Source organism: Pseudanabaena sp. CCNP1317, from assembly GCF_034931345.1.
Classification (GTDB): domain Bacteria; phylum Cyanobacteriota; class Cyanobacteriia; order Pseudanabaenales; family Pseudanabaenaceae; genus Pseudanabaena; species Pseudanabaena galeata.
The window spans coordinates 46,081-62,493 of the sequence record NZ_JAYGIF010000096.1 but is presented as its reverse complement, the minus strand read 5'-3'; the positions used below and the strand labels follow the sequence as shown (position 1 = coordinate 62,493).

At 44.8% G+C, this 16,413-nt stretch carries 9 protein-coding genes and 1 pseudogene; 5 read left to right on the top strand and 5 right to left on the bottom strand.

The genetic code is table 11. From position 1 onward, the window contains the following. Window positions 1-177: 177 nt before the first annotated feature. Window positions 178-2,049, top strand: a complete 1,872-nt coding sequence (gene ftsH / locus VB775_RS16565) for an ATP-dependent zinc metalloprotease FtsH (protein ID WP_281005393.1) — start codon at window positions 178-180, stop codon at window positions 2,047-2,049. Between the two features lie 218 nt (window positions 2,050-2,267). Here ftsH and VB775_RS16560 read toward each other — a convergent pair whose 3' ends face one another. After that, window positions 2,268-3,875 carry an FAD-binding oxidoreductase gene (locus VB775_RS16560; protein WP_281005394.1) on the bottom strand — a complete coding sequence of 536 codons (1,608 nt, stop codon included), beginning with the start codon at window positions 3,873-3,875 and terminating at the stop codon, window positions 2,268-2,270. 45 nt (window positions 3,876-3,920) lie between these two features. Continuing rightward, window positions 3,921-4,451 (bottom strand): hypothetical protein, encoded by a 531-nt coding sequence (locus VB775_RS16555; RefSeq protein WP_281005395.1) that lies wholly within the window; start codon window positions 4,449-4,451, stop codon window positions 3,921-3,923. A gap of 153 nt (window positions 4,452-4,604) precedes the next feature. Between VB775_RS16555 and VB775_RS26535 the strand changes: the two are divergent. Then, window positions 4,605-4,960: pseudogene (locus tag VB775_RS26535) on the top strand (WGR domain-containing protein); the annotation flags it as partial. Between the two features lie 218 nt (window positions 4,961-5,178). Here the strand turns inward: VB775_RS26535 and VB775_RS16540 are convergent. The 3 genes from VB775_RS16540 to VB775_RS16530 all read right to left on the bottom strand — a co-directional run bounded on the left by VB775_RS16540 (window position 5,179) and on the right by VB775_RS16530 (window position 12,641). Further along, window positions 5,179-5,433 carry a hypothetical protein gene (locus VB775_RS16540; RefSeq protein ID WP_281005398.1) on the bottom strand — a complete coding sequence of 85 codons (255 nt, stop codon included), beginning with the start codon at window positions 5,431-5,433 and terminating at the stop codon, window positions 5,179-5,181. 562 nt (window positions 5,434-5,995) lie between these two features. Further along, complete coding sequence (locus VB775_RS16535; RefSeq protein ID WP_281005399.1) at window positions 5,996-11,032, bottom strand: eIF2A-related protein; 5,037 nt, start codon at window positions 11,030-11,032, stop codon at window positions 5,996-5,998. A gap of 79 nt (window positions 11,033-11,111) precedes the next feature. Then, a complete protein-coding gene (locus tag VB775_RS16530; RefSeq protein WP_281005400.1) occupies window positions 11,112-12,641 on the bottom strand; it encodes a leucyl aminopeptidase in 1,530 nt (509 codons plus the stop codon). 389 nt (window positions 12,642-13,030) lie between these two features. Here VB775_RS16530 and VB775_RS16525 point away from each other — a divergent pair, with 389 nt between their 5' ends. The 3 genes from VB775_RS16525 to VB775_RS16515 all read left to right on the top strand — a co-directional run bounded on the left by VB775_RS16525 (window position 13,031) and on the right by VB775_RS16515 (window position 16,385). Next, on the top strand, window positions 13,031-14,749 hold the full coding sequence (locus VB775_RS16525) for a TolC family protein (protein ID WP_281005401.1): 1,719 nt from the start codon (window positions 13,031-13,033) through the stop codon (window positions 14,747-14,749). A gap of 31 nt (window positions 14,750-14,780) precedes the next feature. Next, a complete protein-coding gene (locus VB775_RS16520; RefSeq protein WP_323216887.1) occupies window positions 14,781-15,083 on the top strand; it encodes a hypothetical protein in 303 nt (100 codons plus the stop codon). Between the two features lie 258 nt (window positions 15,084-15,341). Further along, window positions 15,342-16,385 (top strand): hypothetical protein, encoded by a 1,044-nt coding sequence (locus VB775_RS16515; RefSeq protein ID WP_281005403.1) that lies wholly within the window; start codon window positions 15,342-15,344, stop codon window positions 16,383-16,385. The last annotated feature ends 28 nt before the right edge of the window (window positions 16,386-16,413 follow it).

The following is a 16,413-nucleotide window of genomic DNA, read 5'->3' as shown; positions in this document are numbered from 1 at the left end:
TCGAGGCGAGCTTAGCCCACCTCGATAATATTGATTGAGATTACCTACTATCGATCCAAAGATGGATTCTGCATTGATTTGGACAGATCCTAGACTGCTTGCGTTAAGATTAGTTAATTAAATCATTCGTTCTTGGCAAAATCATCTAAGAACACTTTTATCGATGGAGCGGTAGTAGTGAAAAGCAATAATAAAAACGACAATAATAATAAAAAGTGGAAAAATTTTGGTTTATACGCATTGCTTGGCATTGTCGTCATTACCTTAGGAACAACTCTCCTCGATAGCCAACCAGCCACTCAAGGTGAATGGCGCTACAGCAAGCTGCTCGAAGAAGTCAGAAAGAAACCTGCAGGTGTCTCCAGAATCACCCTTAGCCCCGATCGCAATTTTGCAGAAGTAACTGTCCCCGGAGGTCCTGAAGGCAAGAAAAAAGTTCGAGTAAACCTACCTAATGACCCTGAGTTCACCAAAGCTGTTAGAGAAAATGGCATTGAACTAGATGTCGCACCCCGTCGTACCGATGGTGCATTGGTTCAAACCTTGAGCAGCTTGATTTTGCCCATTTTGCTATTAGTCGGTTTGTTTTTCCTACTTCGTCGCGCTCAAGCAGGTCCTGGCAACCAAGCGATGAACTTTGGTAAGTCCCGCGCCCGTGTCCAAATGGAGCCTCAAACCCAAGTCACCTTTACCGATGTGGCTGGTATTGAGCAAGCTAAATTTGAACTTACTGAAGTTGTAGACTTCCTCAAAAATCCCGATCGCTTTACCGCCGTGGGCGCAAAAATTCCTAAGGGCGTATTGCTAGTTGGTCCTCCCGGAACAGGTAAAACTTTGCTAGCTAGAGCCGTAGCTGGTGAAGCTGGCGTACCTTTCTTCAGTATTTCTGGTTCAGAATTCGTAGAAATGTTCGTTGGTGTGGGCGCATCCCGTGTACGTGACCTATTCGAGCAAGCCAAGGCTAATGCTCCTTGTATCGTGTTTATCGATGAAATTGATGCGGTCGGTCGTCAGCGCGGTGCTGGTCTCGGAGGTGGTAACGATGAGCGTGAGCAAACCCTCAACCAATTGCTCACCGAAATGGATGGCTTTGAAGGTAATACAGGCATCATTATCGTTGCGGCAACTAACCGTCCTGACGTATTGGATGCAGCCCTTCTACGTCCCGGTCGTTTTGATCGCCAAGTAGTTGTTGATCGTCCTGACTTTGCAGGTCGTCTCGAAATCCTCGGAGTCCATGCACGCGGCAAGACACTATCTAAGGATGTTGATCTTGAAAAGATTGCCCGTCGTACCCCCGGATTTACAGGTGCTGACTTATCTAACCTCTTGAACGAAGCAGCTATTCTTGCGGCACGTCGCAACTTGACTGAAATCTCGATGGATGAAATCAATGATGCTGTTGATCGCGTCTTGGTTGGACCCGAAAAGAAAGATCGCGTGATGAGCGAAAAGCGCAAAGAATTAGTTGCTTACCATGAAGCAGGTCATGCCCTCGTCGGTGCTTTGATGCCCGACTATGATGCCATCCAAAAGGTAACGATCATTCCTCGTGGTCGTGCTGGTGGTTTGACATGGTTCTTGCCTACGGAAGAAAGAATGCAGAGCCGCGCCTATTTGCAAAACCAAATGGCTGTGGCTCTAGGTGGTCGCATCGCTGAAGAAATTGTCTTTGGGGAAGAAGAAGTAACCACTGGTGCGTCCAGCGACTTACAGCAAGTTGCATCGGTTGCGCGTCAAATGGTGATGCGTTTCGGTATGAGTGAAAAACTAGGACCAGTTGCTCTCGGTCGTTCCAATGGAAATATGTTCCTTGGTCGTGACATTGCCGCTGAGCGAGATTTTTCGGAAGAGACTGCTGCCACAATTGATGAAGAAGTTGGCATTTTAGTAGCTGATGCCTACCGTCGCGCCAAGCAGCTTCTCATTGATAACCGTCATGTTCTTGACAAGATTGCCCATGATTTGATTGAACGTGAGACTGTTGATGCAGAGGAGCTTCAACAGATCTTAGAAACCAACGATTTGAAGTTGGCGGCTGCATTTTAATCAGAACTGCTCTACAGCAATAATAAAAAAGCACAAAATGGCTATGCCATTTTGTGCTTTTTTATAGCAACGTAAGAGATCGCTAGGGCAAATCAAAACCCAAGAAGTGAGGGGCGGCGCTTCGCGCCGCCCCTCACTTCTTGGGTTTTGGTATAAAAATCTTACTGGGTTTAGTTATTAATTTCAACGTGAGTTTGATATTAATAACAACGTGAGTTTTACTCTTTCATCTCATAGTCGCCGCCTGAACCATAGTGCCATGCGTCAAGCTGACGTTGCCATTGATATTGTTGCTCAGGCAAAAAATTGGCGATCGCAGGTTCTACTTTTTGACCAAGTTGATTTAAAAAGCTATATGCGCCCAAACCCAGATAATGCTTGAGCCAATCTAGTAAAGTGGCAATACCAACCTGTTGCATGATTTTCAAAACTAGTACAGGATCGGCAATCGACATCGCAACCATCGTTTGGGCGAGGGGAACGAACTGCACCACATCTTGCAAAAATGGATAGAGAACCCGATCGCCTAGTTTCTCCATCGCCGTAAAAGTTACACCTAGCAGATAATTAATGCGATCGCTTTCGATTTGTTGATTGACAGCGACACTCATCGATTTTTGGAATAGCCAAGTTACCGACAGATTTGGTTGATAGGGCTGTAGTGATCGCAGATTTTCTTTGGACAATAAGTCATGATGCAACGCCGTATTAATTCCATCGGTCAAGCGCGGCAAATGTCGTACCATTGCGCCAAAACCACCAAAACTAAGGGGTGATTGCATCCCTGAGCTATCACCTACTTGCAAAATCCGATCCCAAGGTGTTTGCAAAGGATTTTGTTTGTAAGATGGAAAAAAGCCAAAGAGAACTCGTTGAAATTTCAATTGACTAAGTTCTATTTCTTGATATTTAGGTAACCAAAATAGATAGTCTTCCATCAGTTGAGCAAAACTAGGACGTTGTGGATCAGCGTCCACATAGGTAAACATATAGGTAGTTCTGCCATCTCTAGCAGGAAATGCTTCCCAAAAATATTGACATTGATTTTGAATAGGCGTAAAGCTATAAATCAAATCACCATAGGATTTTTCGGGCATTCCCTTAGCACAACTTCCCACCACCATACAGACTCCATCGGGTTTGATATTGCCCTGCATCTGTGATCGCGCTTGCTTGGCGATCGGCGAGAAATGCCCCATCACATCCAACAATAATCGCCCCGTAATCCTCTTGTTCCCCTCTCCCTCTTTGGGAGAGGAGCCGCCATCGGTGAGGGCAACCTCCACTGCAACCCCGTCAACATGAGAGATCGCCTGTTTAAATCCAGTTTTTTCAAATAACTTGCCGCCAGCATCTAAAAACTTTTGTTTGAGAACTTCCAATAGATAAACAGGATCAACCCCAATATTGAGAATATCCCGCACCCAGAGATCCTTACCTCCTTGAAAGCCAACTCTCGCAGGATTATAAACAGTCGCGATCGCTGTTTCTAATTCCGTTTCTGTGAGTAAATCTAATTCTAAAAATGCGTTTAATTCTTTGCGCGAAATATTCCATTCCTGTTCTCTACCCCGCAGTATCCCCTGTTCAATAATTGCCACCTGCCAGCCTGTGCGCTGCAACGCACAGGCGATAAATATGCCCAATGTGCCACCACAGACGATTGCATCAAAATCTTTGTCGCCTAACTTCTCCTGTGAGGTTTGGACTACTTTGGCGATCGCTTGATCACCTTGACGATAGCTTTTCCAAAATGCATCCATGCGTTCTAACTGCGATGGAACTTCCACAGGCATTTGCGATCGCACAGTTTCAAATAAAGACATAATCTTCCAAAATAATAAATGTCGGCGAAGCCGACATTCATTATTTTAGAGCTTATAACGAGGATCGCAATAGTCGCGTAACCACTTATTCGCCGCATCAGCGATCGCCGCATCACTGACATCTACAGGCGGCGCTTGTCCGACTCGCATAAAGGCGATCGCTAGCCGCCAACCGTTAGAAGTAGGCACTAAAAATAACCAGTAAGCTCGCTGTGATGTTTCGGTTCTACCCGATTGTCTTTCTAAGATCGATAAAAATATCTGTTGCGGGAGGCGATCACGGGGTTGATCGGGGGCAAGGGGTAAAGGCTCTAGCTCTGGCTGACTGATGGTCATCACCTCGCGTTTAATCCTTAAGCGACTGTAAACGCGATTGAGATAGTCGGGTAAATCCTTAGCTAGAGCCTTACTCAAGCTCGGAAAGTCCGCAGGACAGGTGCGGTTATTAATATAGGTTTCAGCTTTTGCGGAAGTAGGAATATAGGCAAATGCAGCGAGGGCGATCGCCGCCGCAAGTTTGGACAATTTTCCGATGGGATACAGCCATCTTTTGGGTGGTCGGTAGTTTGTCATCATGCTCTAAGAATATAGTTCAAAGAAGCGATCGCGCAAATAGCTGAATTGAAGTTTTGTAAGACAACTGCTCGTTAAGTCAAGCAATCGGGCAAAATTGGTTAATCAAGTCAGCACTTACAAGTCAACACGTAGGCGATCGCCGCCAGTAAAACGATGAGTTTAGACATCACTTATCTAGAACTATCGGAAGGCGATCAAGGATCGCACAAGTTCTATGAGGTCATCGTTGAGGGTGCGGAGGTGCGAATTCGCTACGGACGTATTGGCGATAAAGGTCAACAACAAAACAAAACCTATCCCACTGCCGAAAAAGCTCAGGCTGAAGCAACCAAAAAAATTAATAAAAAAAACGCAAAGGTTATGCACCTGCGGTGATGGGAGAGCGGCAAAAGCGATCGGTTACCCGTCGTTCTGTAGTAAGTGTGGCTTCTACGGCAAACCGCGCCCCAATTTTGTGGTCATTTCGGTCTGACTCAACAGCTTTTGGCATTTTTATCGATGGCGATCGCCTATCGCCAAACCTGAAGCACAGAGATTAAGATCCCCGACTTTTTTTGTGAACTTGAAAATCACTTTGATAGCAAAGAAAAAGTCGGGGATCTGGGCATTTATCAGGGCGATCGCTTAGATCGCAACCTGAAGCACAGAGATTAAGATCCCCGACTTTTTTTGTGAACTTGCAAATCACTTTTGATAGCAGAGAAAAAGTCGGGGATCTGGGCATTTATCAGGGCGATCGCTTAGCTCGCAAACTGAAAAGCAGAGATTGAGATCCCCGACTTTTTTTGTGAACTTGCAAATCACTTTTGATAGCAGAGAAAAAGTCGGGGATCTGGGCATTTATCAGGGCGATCGCTTTGACCACACAACCTGAAGCACAGAGATTAAGATCCCCGACTTTTTTGTGAACTTGCAAATCACTTTTGATAGCAAAGAAAAAGTCGGGGATCTGGGTATTTATCAGGGCGATAGCTTTGACCACACAACCCAAAGAGCAGAGATTAAGATCCCCGACTTTTTTTGTGAACTTGAAAATCACTTTTGATTGCAAAGAAAAAGTCGGGGATCTGGATATTTATCAGGGTGATCGCTTAGATCTCACAACCTGAAGAAAAGAGATTAAGATCCCCGACTTTTTCTGTGAACTTGAAAATCACTTGTGATAGCAAAGAAAAAGTCGGGGATCTGGGCATTTATCAGGGCGCTTAACTCACAAACCAAAGAGCAGAGATTAAGATCCCCGACTTTTTTTGTGAACTTGAAAATCACTTTTGATTGCAAAGAAAAAGTCGGGGATCTGGATATTTATCAGGGCGATAGCTTAGCTCACTAACTGAAAAGCAGAGATTAAGATCCCCGACTTTTTTTGTGAACTTGAAAATCACTTTTGATTGCAAAGAAAAAGTCGGGGATCTGGGCATTTATCAGGGCGATAGCTTAGCTCACTACCTGAAGCACAGAGATTAAGATCCCCGACTTTTTTTGTGAACTTGAAAATCACTTTTGATTGCAAAGAAAAAGTCGAAGATCTGGGCATTTAAAGTCTACTTGTGCTTATTTTGTTTGATCATGTTTTCTATGTCCGCATCAAGAACAAGTTCGCGATCGAGTTTTTTGGCTTCTTTAAATAGCCAAATCGCATCATCTTTTTGACTGCTCATGAGCTTTGTTCTCGCCTCTGCGACAAGGGCAGGTGCTGCTGCTTTCAATATTAGCGGCTCTTTGCAAATTGCCAATCTTTGTTGCAAGTCTGGCTGTGTCGAGATGTAGTCTTGTAGCCAATGGCAAGCAAGTCCCAATTGACGATCTAAATCCAAACTCCACAACTTAACGGTGTTGTCGTAACTTCCTGTCGCAATCGTCTTGCCATCGGGACTAAAGGCGACGCTACTGATACGCTTGCTATGCCCTTTCAAAGTTTGGATTTCTTTGCCTTCTATATTCCACAATTTGACAGTGTTATCATTACTTCCTGTCGCAATGGTCTTGCCATCGGGGCTAAAGGTTACGCTCCAGACAATAGAGCTATGCCCTTTCAAGGTTTGGATTTTTTTACCTTCTATGTTCCACAATTCGACGGTTTTGTCATAACTTCCTAAGGCAATCGTCTTACCATCGGGACTAAAAGCGACGCTAAAGACAATAGAGCTATCCCCTTTCAATGTTTGAATTTCTTTGCTAACTTCTATATCCCACAGTTTGACAGTGGTGTCGTAACTTCCTGTCGCAATGGTCTTGCCATCGGGACTAAAGGCGACGCTAGTGACATCACTGCTATGCCCTTTGAAGGTTTGGATTTCTTTGCCTTCCAGATTCCACAATTTGACGGTTTTGTCCTGACTTCCTGTGGCGATTGTCTTGCCATCGGGACTAAAGGTGACGCTAGTGACATCACTGCTATGCCCTTTGAAGGTTTGGATTTCTTTGCCTTCCAGATTCCACAATTTGACGGTTTTGTCCTGACTTCCTGTGGCGATCGTCTTGCCATCTGGACTAAAGGCTACGCTACTGACCCAAGCGCTATGCCCTTTCAACGTTTGGATTTCTTTTCCATCGATCTGCCACAATTTGACGGTGTTGTCCACACTTCCTGTGGCGATCGTCTTACCATCTGGACTAAAGGCAACGCTAATTTCCCCTTTCAAGGTTTGGATTTCTTTGCCTTCCAGATTCCACAATTTGACGGTGTTGTCCACACTTCCTGTGGCGATCGTCTTGCCATCTGGACTAAAGGCAACGCTACTGACACCAATGCTATGCCCTCTCAAGGTTTGGATTTCTTTTCCTTCCAGATTCCACAATTTGACGGTTGAGTCGAAACTGCCAGTGGCAATCGTCTTGCCATCTGGACTAAAGGCAACGCTACTGACATTTTCACTATGCCCTCTCAAGGTTTGGATTTCTTTTCCTTCCAGATTCCACAATTTGATGGTTGTGTCGAAACTGCCAGTGGCGATCGTCTTGCCATCTGGACTAAAGGCTACGCTACTGACATAAGAGCTATGCCCTTTCAAGGTTTGGATTTCTTTTCCTTCCAGATTCCACAATTTGACGGTGTTGTCCCCACTTCCTGTGGCAATCGTCTTGCCATCGGGACTAAAGGCTACACTACTAACCCAATTGCTATGCCCTTTCAAGGTTTGGATTTCTTTTCCTTCCAGATTCCACAATTTGACGGTATTGTCCCCGCTGCCTGTCGCGATCGTCTTGCCATCGGGACTAAAGGCTACGCTACTGACATTTTCACTATGCCCTCTCAAGGTTTGGATTTCTTTGCCTTCCAGATTCCACAATTTGAAGGTGTTGTCCCCACTTCCTGTGGCGATCGTCTTGCCATCGGGACTAAAGGCTACGCTACTGACACCAGAGCTATGCCCTTTCAAGGTTTGGATTTCTTTTCCTTCCAGATTCCACAATTTGAAGGTGTTGTCCCCACTTCCTGTCGCAATCGTCTTGCCATCGGGGCTAAAGGCAACGCTAGTGACACTAGCGCTATGAGCAAAGCGATTTTTTTCTTTTATGGCATAGATCACCTCTTGCATGGATGTAATCACCCGAATCTTTGTGTCGGGAGAGGCGATCTGATCTTTTTTTAATCTCTCCCCCGTCTCTACTACCTCAACTAACGCCTCAAGTTCAAGATTGCCATTCATTAACGATAACATCTTGTAGCTCTCAGTAACAAATTGCGAGTCAACACTAGTTTTTAGAGCCATAAAACCCGCAATCCCTGCGCCCACTGCCATCACACTAGCCACAATCCCCACCCCAAAAGCCAACCGACTCCGCCCCCTTGCCTTAAACTTCGCCGCCTCTTCCTCCTTAACGGCAACACTCAGCCGATCCACAGTTTCCTTCAATGTTTCCTTAGTCTCCGCCAATTCCTGCTGCAACTTCGCCATCTCAGGCGCTTGCGACGCACGGATAAACTCCGCCAGATAGTCATGCACCAACTGATACCGATCCAAAGGTGACTCAGGAATCAACACCACCAAACCCGATCGCACAAAAATTTCCAACACCAAATCTAACGCCGACGTATCTCCCTGCATCTCAGCCAGCAAATCATGCAAATCTTTCTCTAACTCCTCACGAGTCTTTAAGGGACGAGTCCCCCGCTCATCGGTCAACATAAACAACAAAAACTTAGCTAATCGATTATTCTCCTCACCACAATCCACAATCACATCATTCAAATAACGCTCCACCAATATCGCCTTCGGATTCGTACCCAATAGACGATATTGCTCCAAAGTCTTAATTCCCTCCTGCTGTAACTGCGCCCCCACAACCTGAAGCTCAATGGGACGCACCTCACCTAACTCATCCTTAAGATCATCTGCGATCACCCCAATCAGCTTAGGCTCCAAATAAAACCGCGACTTCTCCGTCAGGGTTTGGATCAGCGACTTAGCCGCCTCCACCTTGAGATTCCCCACCCGATACAACACATTCTTACTGAGAATATCTTGGTCGATCGCCGCCATGCTATCAATCTGATTGCATTCCAGCAAATAATGCAGATAGTCCTCCCGCAAAGACAAAACCACCTTCAGCGAAGATAGATTTTGCGAATCATTCAGCAACTTCCCAATAAACTCAAAAAAGCGCCGCCGCTCAGTGGGTTGATTGTAATAAACAAAAAAGAACTCCTCAAACTGATCAAAAATCAAGACTAGACGTTTATTTTGCGCTTCTTTTTCTCGTAGTTTTGAGATAAGACCCTCACCCCCAGCCCCTCTCCCAGACGGAGAGGGGAGCAAGACTTCATTCTTAGACAACGAATTAAGAACAGAGTCTTGCTCCCCCTCTCCCAATGGGAGAGGGGGCTGGGGGGTGAGGGCTTTACTTTCTAATGGAAGAGGGGGCTGAAAGGAGACGATCTTCAAAGCTTTCTCCAACTCCTCTTCCCAATTTGTATATACCCGCAAGGCGATCGCGCAAACATCCCTACCCTCAAAGGAAGTATGCTCCAACAGCGGAATCAATCCTGCATTCACCAGCGAACTCTTACCAACGCCTGACTTGCCATACAGCACAATCAGCTTATAACTCGGCTTCGCAATGCGCGTAATCAACTCATCAAGATCAAGTTTTCTACCAGAAGCCTCAATTTCTGTTGCTACATCAGTTTGAGATTTGCCGACTGACTTCTTACCCTGTAATCTTCCCGCACCAATAAACGCACGATAGCCATATTGCTGCTCAATCGCATACTGTTCTTGCTTAGTGACATAGGCTTCGAGATATTGCTTTTGTTTAGTGTAGAGCGATCGCAGTTCTGTTAAAAGTTTGATATAAATCTGTGGATGACCAGTATCTCCTAACGCTTTTGCTTCAAGGAGTAGTTTTAATCCCTCTTGATAATTTTCGAGTTTGATTTCAGCTTGAGCAATGATAAATAGATATAAATTGCGCCATTTTTGATAATCCTGAGGAGATTGATCCAAGAAAGAAAGCGCCATTTTTCCGTGATTTCTGGCAGTTTCCCATTCTTGTTTTTGGAGCGCGACCTCCGCTAGATATCGATAGTCTAACGAGAGATGATAAGGTTCAAGAAACTGCTGATGTAAAGGTAAAGCTTTTTGGACAATTGCCTCAACAGCATCCCAATCAGACATGCGATATGCCGTAACAAAAAGGCGAATAATTATATTTGCTACGAAATCAGAACGGTTTATCTTTTCAAAAAAATCGATAGCAGATTGAAAACCCAATCGCGCTAATTCCCAATTAGGTGTGCGATATTTCTCAGCATCCGCAATTGTGTAATTGACTTGTCCAATTTGGTTGATTAATAGACCACAACGTTCAAAATCTTGAATTTCTTGCCAATAGTTAAAACTCGCTTGCAAATACTGCAAAGCCTTTTCAGGTGAGTTATTTGGCGGCAGCGTATCTAAACCGCGAATAAAGTTAAGATTTGCTTGCAATTTCGGCTCAAGATTTAAACCGCGATCGCCTAAGTCCTTGAGCGCTATTTCCAGTTCCGAACATTGAATCGAACCTAGACGATTAATTTCCCCCAACTTTTTAAAAAAAGGAACCTCACTGGGCGCGAGTACATGACTAAATAAAGTTTCACTGCCATCATGCAAAGAAGTTATTAACTCATCGGTAGCGATCTCAAAGTCAAGAGTCGTCGTCCAACTCTCAAAGTCAGGAGCAACCCGAATAATCCGCTTATGCACCGCATCGGAAATCCACCACACAATCGGATAGGGGCAGTGATTGCGAAACATTTCGCGATTGATATTCAGATCCAACAGTGCTGCCTGTAGAACTTCAAGTTCATCCAGTCCCACGATGGACAATGCTGCGGGAGTTTCTGACGGTACTTGAGAAATGATGTAGTTATATAAATCCCTTTGCGTTCGCGGCAACCTAATCTCATAAATCGGCTGTGGATGAATTTCCTTGAGGCGAGTAATCAGGCGATCGCGTAAATCTTGATAGTTGCATCGAGCCAACAGCAGCTTAAACTCATCCTCATACAGATCCAGCGTCATCGAAAGCTCTTGCAATAAATCCTCATTCTCAGGGGAAATATTGGCTGATGTCAGATTAGACTCATCGCTCATTGCTTTGTGACCCAGATTTAGGACTGCTACATTATTAACCAATTAAACAAAAAAGGCTTGCTAAGCAAGCCTTTTTTGTTTAATTGATAATTAAATTCACCAAAGTTCGCACTGCGAAACCAGTACCACCAGCATTGTTATAACCAGACTCCCGCTCAGTCCAAACGGGACCTGCCACATCAAGGTGCGCCCATGCCCTAGTTTTCTCCACAAATTGCTTCAGGAATAAAGCTCCTGTAATCGCACCACCAGCCCGTGAACCTGTATTTTTAAAATCAGCAACCACTGACTTTAATTGATCGAAATAGGGATCTTCGAGGGGCATCCGCCAGAATTTCTCTCCAGCATGTTTTGCGGCTTTAGCGATCGCCTCAGCAAAGGCATCATCAATCGACCACATCCCAGCAATATCTTCACCTAGAGCCACTACACAAGCACCTGTCAGGGTGGCAAGATCGACGATCGCATCCACACCCAACTTGTCAGCATAGACCAGCGCATCGGCAAGAGTTAAGCGACCTTCAGCATCAGTATTATTCACCTCAATGGTTTTGCCATTGGAAGCCGTAAGGATATCCCCTGGACGCATGGCACTGCCATTAACCATGTTTTCGCAAGAGGCGACGATGAAATGCACTTCGATGTCAGTGGGTTGCAGCTTTGCGATCGCTTTAGCTGCACCCAACGCCGCCGCCGAGCCGCCCATGTCAGTTTTCATCAGTTCGATGCTGCTACCCACACCAGTTTTCAGATTCAAACCGCCAGAGTCAAAGGTTAAGCCTTTGCCCACAATTGCCAATTTGCGCTTGGGTGTGCCGTTGCTGTAGGTGAGATGAATGAACTTCGGCGGAATATCCGAGGCTCTTGCCACACTAAGAAATGCACCCATGTTGAGGGCTTCACAATCAGCTTGTTCAAGAATTTTGACAGTGAAATAACCTGAGTCATTAGCGATCGCTACCGCAGTTTCCGCAAGCGTAATCGGCGTAACGATATTCGCAGGCGCAGATACTAGCTCTCTCGCCAATATCACCCCATCAACAATCTGCTGCGCCTTAGCGATCGCAGGATTTGCTAATTCAGGATCAGTTTCTAAAACCTCCACTTGATCGAGGAATTGCGGATTGGCATTTTTGGATTTAAACCGTTTGTCTTGATGCGCTGCAAGCAACGCACCTTCAGCGATCGCTTGAGCCGTCAAACTCACATCTTGGTTATAGGCAGGAAAAGAAAGCGCCAGCTTTTTCACCTTCTCCTTATTAGCCCATTTCACCGCCGATGCAGCAGCTTTACGCCAGACATCCGCAGTAGCTTTAGCAGGATCTCCTAAACCAATCAAAATCACCTTACGAATTGCATAGTCAATACCCACACGTCCACTGACCGTAGCCCCTATTTCCCCCGTAAACTCTGACTCAGTAATCAAATCCGTTAAAGTGCAAGCCAAAACCTGAATATCCAAGTTTTTTAATGGCGCAGATAGTTCTAGAGTTCGCTTTACGGGATTTTCTGATTGCTCATTACTCGCTTTTGGACTAGCAAAAACAGCGATCGCAAGGGCATCACCATGCCAAGCCTGCGGAGCAGTTAATGATGGGAGAATATTCATTTTAGATACAGTCTGTAAAAATTGTCGCGACGTTATACCTAATATTAAAGCTTAGAAAGTAGAAGGGACGTGAATTCCTGTTTTCCCATCAAAGCAGCTTTGGCATGTGCAGTTTCTACCCCTCAAAACCAAAAAGATGAGTGGCGGCGCAAAGCGCCGCCACTCATCTTTTTGGTTTTATGTCCTTCAAATTTTGAGATCAAAATCTAGAGACTTTTGTGGGTAATATCTCTAAATTTCTAGGTTTATACTACAATCTGTAATGCAAACATACAGATACAGACATCTTTACCCGATAGCATGATGAATGTGATGTAGGAGCTATCAGAAGATGCTTTGACTAAGGTATGTTGGTTGCTATTTAAATGCGAGGAGTGACGGACTGAATTATGCGAATTTCTTCCAGTTGGTTGACGCTTGGTGCGAGTTTATCGCTTCTGATTCCAGCTTGGACAGCCAATGCTCAAGAATTTACCATGCCCCTGACACCTTATACCAAGGTTGTCCTAGAGCCTGACGATACCACCCAATACACTTCATTGATCGCTTCAGAAGTGAAAATCCCAGCAAAGGTGGATAGCCTACAAATTAATACGACAAATGCTGGATTAATTAGTAATCAGAAACCAATCCTCCAAGATATCCAGTTGACGATCGCAGCTTTGCCCAAAGGCGTATCTCCAGACAAGTCAATATTACCTGCCTCAGAGTCAACTATCTTGCAAGATAGCCTACGAGCACAACCAGAAAAAGTCAGTTCTTCGACCGAACCCGCCAGAGTAATCCCTAGCTCAGCCGCCTCGAATTCAGGGCAACTCGATCCTGCCCAAACACTAGTTGTACCTACTACCCCCAGTCAAGTCAAGCTAGACATCACCAAGCCTGTCTCCCTCGCAGAACTTCTTGACTTAGTTGAAAAGACTAATTCTGATGCAATTCGAGCCAGAATAGTGATCGAACGTGCTCGTGCTGTATTACAAGAAGCTGAAACCTTGCGATCGCCAACGGTTACAGGATCAGTGCAGTACAGTTACAGTGACTCAGCCCAAGTACGTCTAAATAGTATTAACAACAATACCCCTTTAGGCAAAACCACTAGTAATCCACTCACTGGTACGATCGGGGTTGATTACAATATTTTTGATTCAGGGGCTAAGGATGCGGCCATTCGGATCGCGGAAAACAACTTACGCATCGCGGAAGCAGATCTCAGTCGGATCAGACAAAATATACGCCTCAGTATTGTTTCAGGCTATTACAACTTGCAAAATACCGATGAAACTATCCGTATTCAACGCAAAGCTGTTGAAAATGCTGAAAGAAGCTTAAAAGATACCAAAGCTAGAGAAAGAGCAGGTGTTGGCACAAAATTTGATGTATTGCAATCTGAAGTGCAACTTGCTAATGCTAAGCAAGATTTACTCAATGCCGAAGCGGCTCAGTTGGTAGCCAGACGGGAGTTATCTCGTCAGCTAAATTACCCTGCGATTGTCGAGATTACGGCTGCTGATAAAATCGCACCTGTACCTGAATGGAAATTACCAATAGAAGAAACAATCTTGCTAGCGGTAAGGAACCGTGCTGAGCTAGATATTCGCAAATTAGAGCGTGAAGTAGCTCGCGATCGTGCTAATAGCTCCCTAGCTCAATTAGGACCTAGGGTTAATTTATTTGGCAACTTTAATACGGCTTCTGAATTTACCAGTGGTAGTGGGATTGGCGTTGGATACCAAGTTGGCGCAAGACTAGACTGGAATCTCTATGACGGTGGTAGAGCTGTCGCACAAGTAAATCAATTTAAAGCTGACCAAGCTATTGCCGAAACTCGGTTTGAGCAAGATGCTCGTCAAGCTCGTTATGACGTAGAAGAGTCATATATCAATCAGCGATCGCGCTTTCAGCAAATTGAAACAGCAACCAAAGCTGTGGCAAGTGCTGAAGAAGCATTGCGTCTAGCTCGTTTGCGCCTTGATGCAGGAGTGGGTACACAGCTTGAGGTAATTACTGCTGAGTCAGACCGTACTCGTGCTGAGGTTAATCGATTGCAAGCTATCATCGGTTATAACCAATCCCGCGCTAATCTTGAAAGAGCTATCAGTGGTTTATAAATATCAATTTTAGATTTTTTTGGGTTGGATGATGACAGTAACAGATGGCGTTATTTATGCTTGCCTTTTTACGATTGTGTTGATTACCTTTAGTCTCCAATCAAGTATTAGGCGGCTTGAGAAAAAGATGAAACGCATGGATCTCTCACTAAGCTTGCTCTTAAATCGTATGGAGCTTGAAGTTCCATCTCAACTTTCAGATCGAGTCAAGCAGATCGCCCTTGATCCCTATAGAAAGTTAGAAGCTATTAAGCTCTATCGAGAAGAAACAGGAATAGGGCTTAGAGAAGCCAAAGAAGCAATAGAAGAGTTTATTGAACGTAACTTGCTGTAATAAAGAAAAGAGATGGCGCAAAGCGCCATCTCTTTTCTTTTGGATCTGATTAATGAATAAAAGTAGCGGCGCTTCGCGCCGCCACTTTTATTTTGGGTTTTATGTCCTGACTTGACTGGCTACAGCTATATTTTCAAGCATGTTAAAAAAATACAAGGGTTTGGGTAACATCCTGCTTGTTACAAACAGGGCAACCATATATTCAAAAAGTTGCCAAAGACGATGAGACCTAACTAAGGTCTAAGATGAGGATAAATCATGAAAGCAGTGCGATTAAATCTTGAAGATAGACAGGCTTGGCAGAAATTGCAGCATGTTCTGACGAGTCTTGCTTCCGATTATATGGATCTAGTGGCTGCTGAGCAAACAGAATTTAAGTTTGAGCAGCAAGTTCTATCCATTGCTTTTACCCTGATTGCTTCTGATGCTGATCGCGATCGCCTAAATGAATTTACACAAAGTATTGATCGATATTTCAATCGCCTACAATTAATTGGGGTGCGGCGGATTGAATGGGAATTTTATGTGATTGGGGAAGCAGTACCATTTTTAACACAGGGTCGAGACATTCGCTTGATCGCTGCACCAGCAACGTTACCACAAAATGCTCTTGCGCGTAATGATGCGAAGAGACTGCCTGTGCGGAATGTGCAAGCAAGTTCTCTAGTTAAGGGCAAATCGAAAATTGGCAACCTTGTCCGCCGTTTTCGTGGCTGGTTAACTGATCCCAAAACACTCGAAGCAGCTCGTACAGTCAGCCGTATTACAATTCGCGATCCCAGAGGTGCATTGGATGCAGTGCGAATCAATGCGATCGCAAAGTTTAATGACACGATCCAATGGGTTGATACTTTCCCTTGGGAAACTTGGACAAAGGAAAAAGCTCAGCAAATCAAACGTCGCCATCAACGAAACTTGGTGCGATCTGTAATTGAGGATTTGCTAATTGTTGGGGTGATGGTCATCGCCGCCTTGTGGCTGATTGAGGCTCTGTCTGGTCCATCATTTAACTTGGCACTTTTGCCCAACCAACATCATGACAGCAATATGACCAATGCCCAATACCGTTGTGGCAATCCTGCGATAAATCTCAAAAACTATGTCTGTTTGAGTCGGGGAATGCGTTACAACCAAGTGGCAAGTATCTTGGGAGCTGAAGGAAAGCCTTTGGGGATTGATCGCAAGTTTGGCGATCGCGCAGTGGTGATTAGTTGGTCAACTCCCGACTTAAGCATGAATGCTACTTTTGTTAATGATCAACTAGTTTCAAGAGCATATAGGCAAATTAACGCAAGCAAATGATGCAAAAGTCTCGCAAAGCGAGACTCTC

Coding starts and splice junctions, on each gene's coding strand:
- VB775_RS16560 (WP_281005394.1), bottom strand. CDS start 3,875: ATGTCTTTATTTGAAACTGTGCGATCGCAAATGCCTGTGGAAGTTCCA.
- VB775_RS16555 (WP_281005395.1), bottom strand. CDS start 4,451: ATGATGACAAACTACCGACCACCCAAAAGATGGCTGTATCCCATCGGA.
- VB775_RS16525 (WP_281005401.1), top strand. CDS start 13,031: ATGCGAATTTCTTCCAGTTGGTTGACGCTTGGTGCGAGTTTATCGCTT.
- VB775_RS16520 (WP_323216887.1), top strand. CDS start 14,781: ATGACAGTAACAGATGGCGTTATTTATGCTTGCCTTTTTACGATTGTG.
- VB775_RS16515 (WP_281005403.1), top strand. CDS start 15,342: ATGAAAGCAGTGCGATTAAATCTTGAAGATAGACAGGCTTGGCAGAAA.
- VB775_RS16535 (WP_281005399.1), bottom strand. CDS start 11,032: ATGAGCGATGAGTCTAATCTGACATCAGCCAATATTTCCCCTGAGAAT.
- VB775_RS16530 (WP_281005400.1), bottom strand. CDS start 12,641: ATGAATATTCTCCCATCATTAACTGCTCCGCAGGCTTGGCATGGTGAT.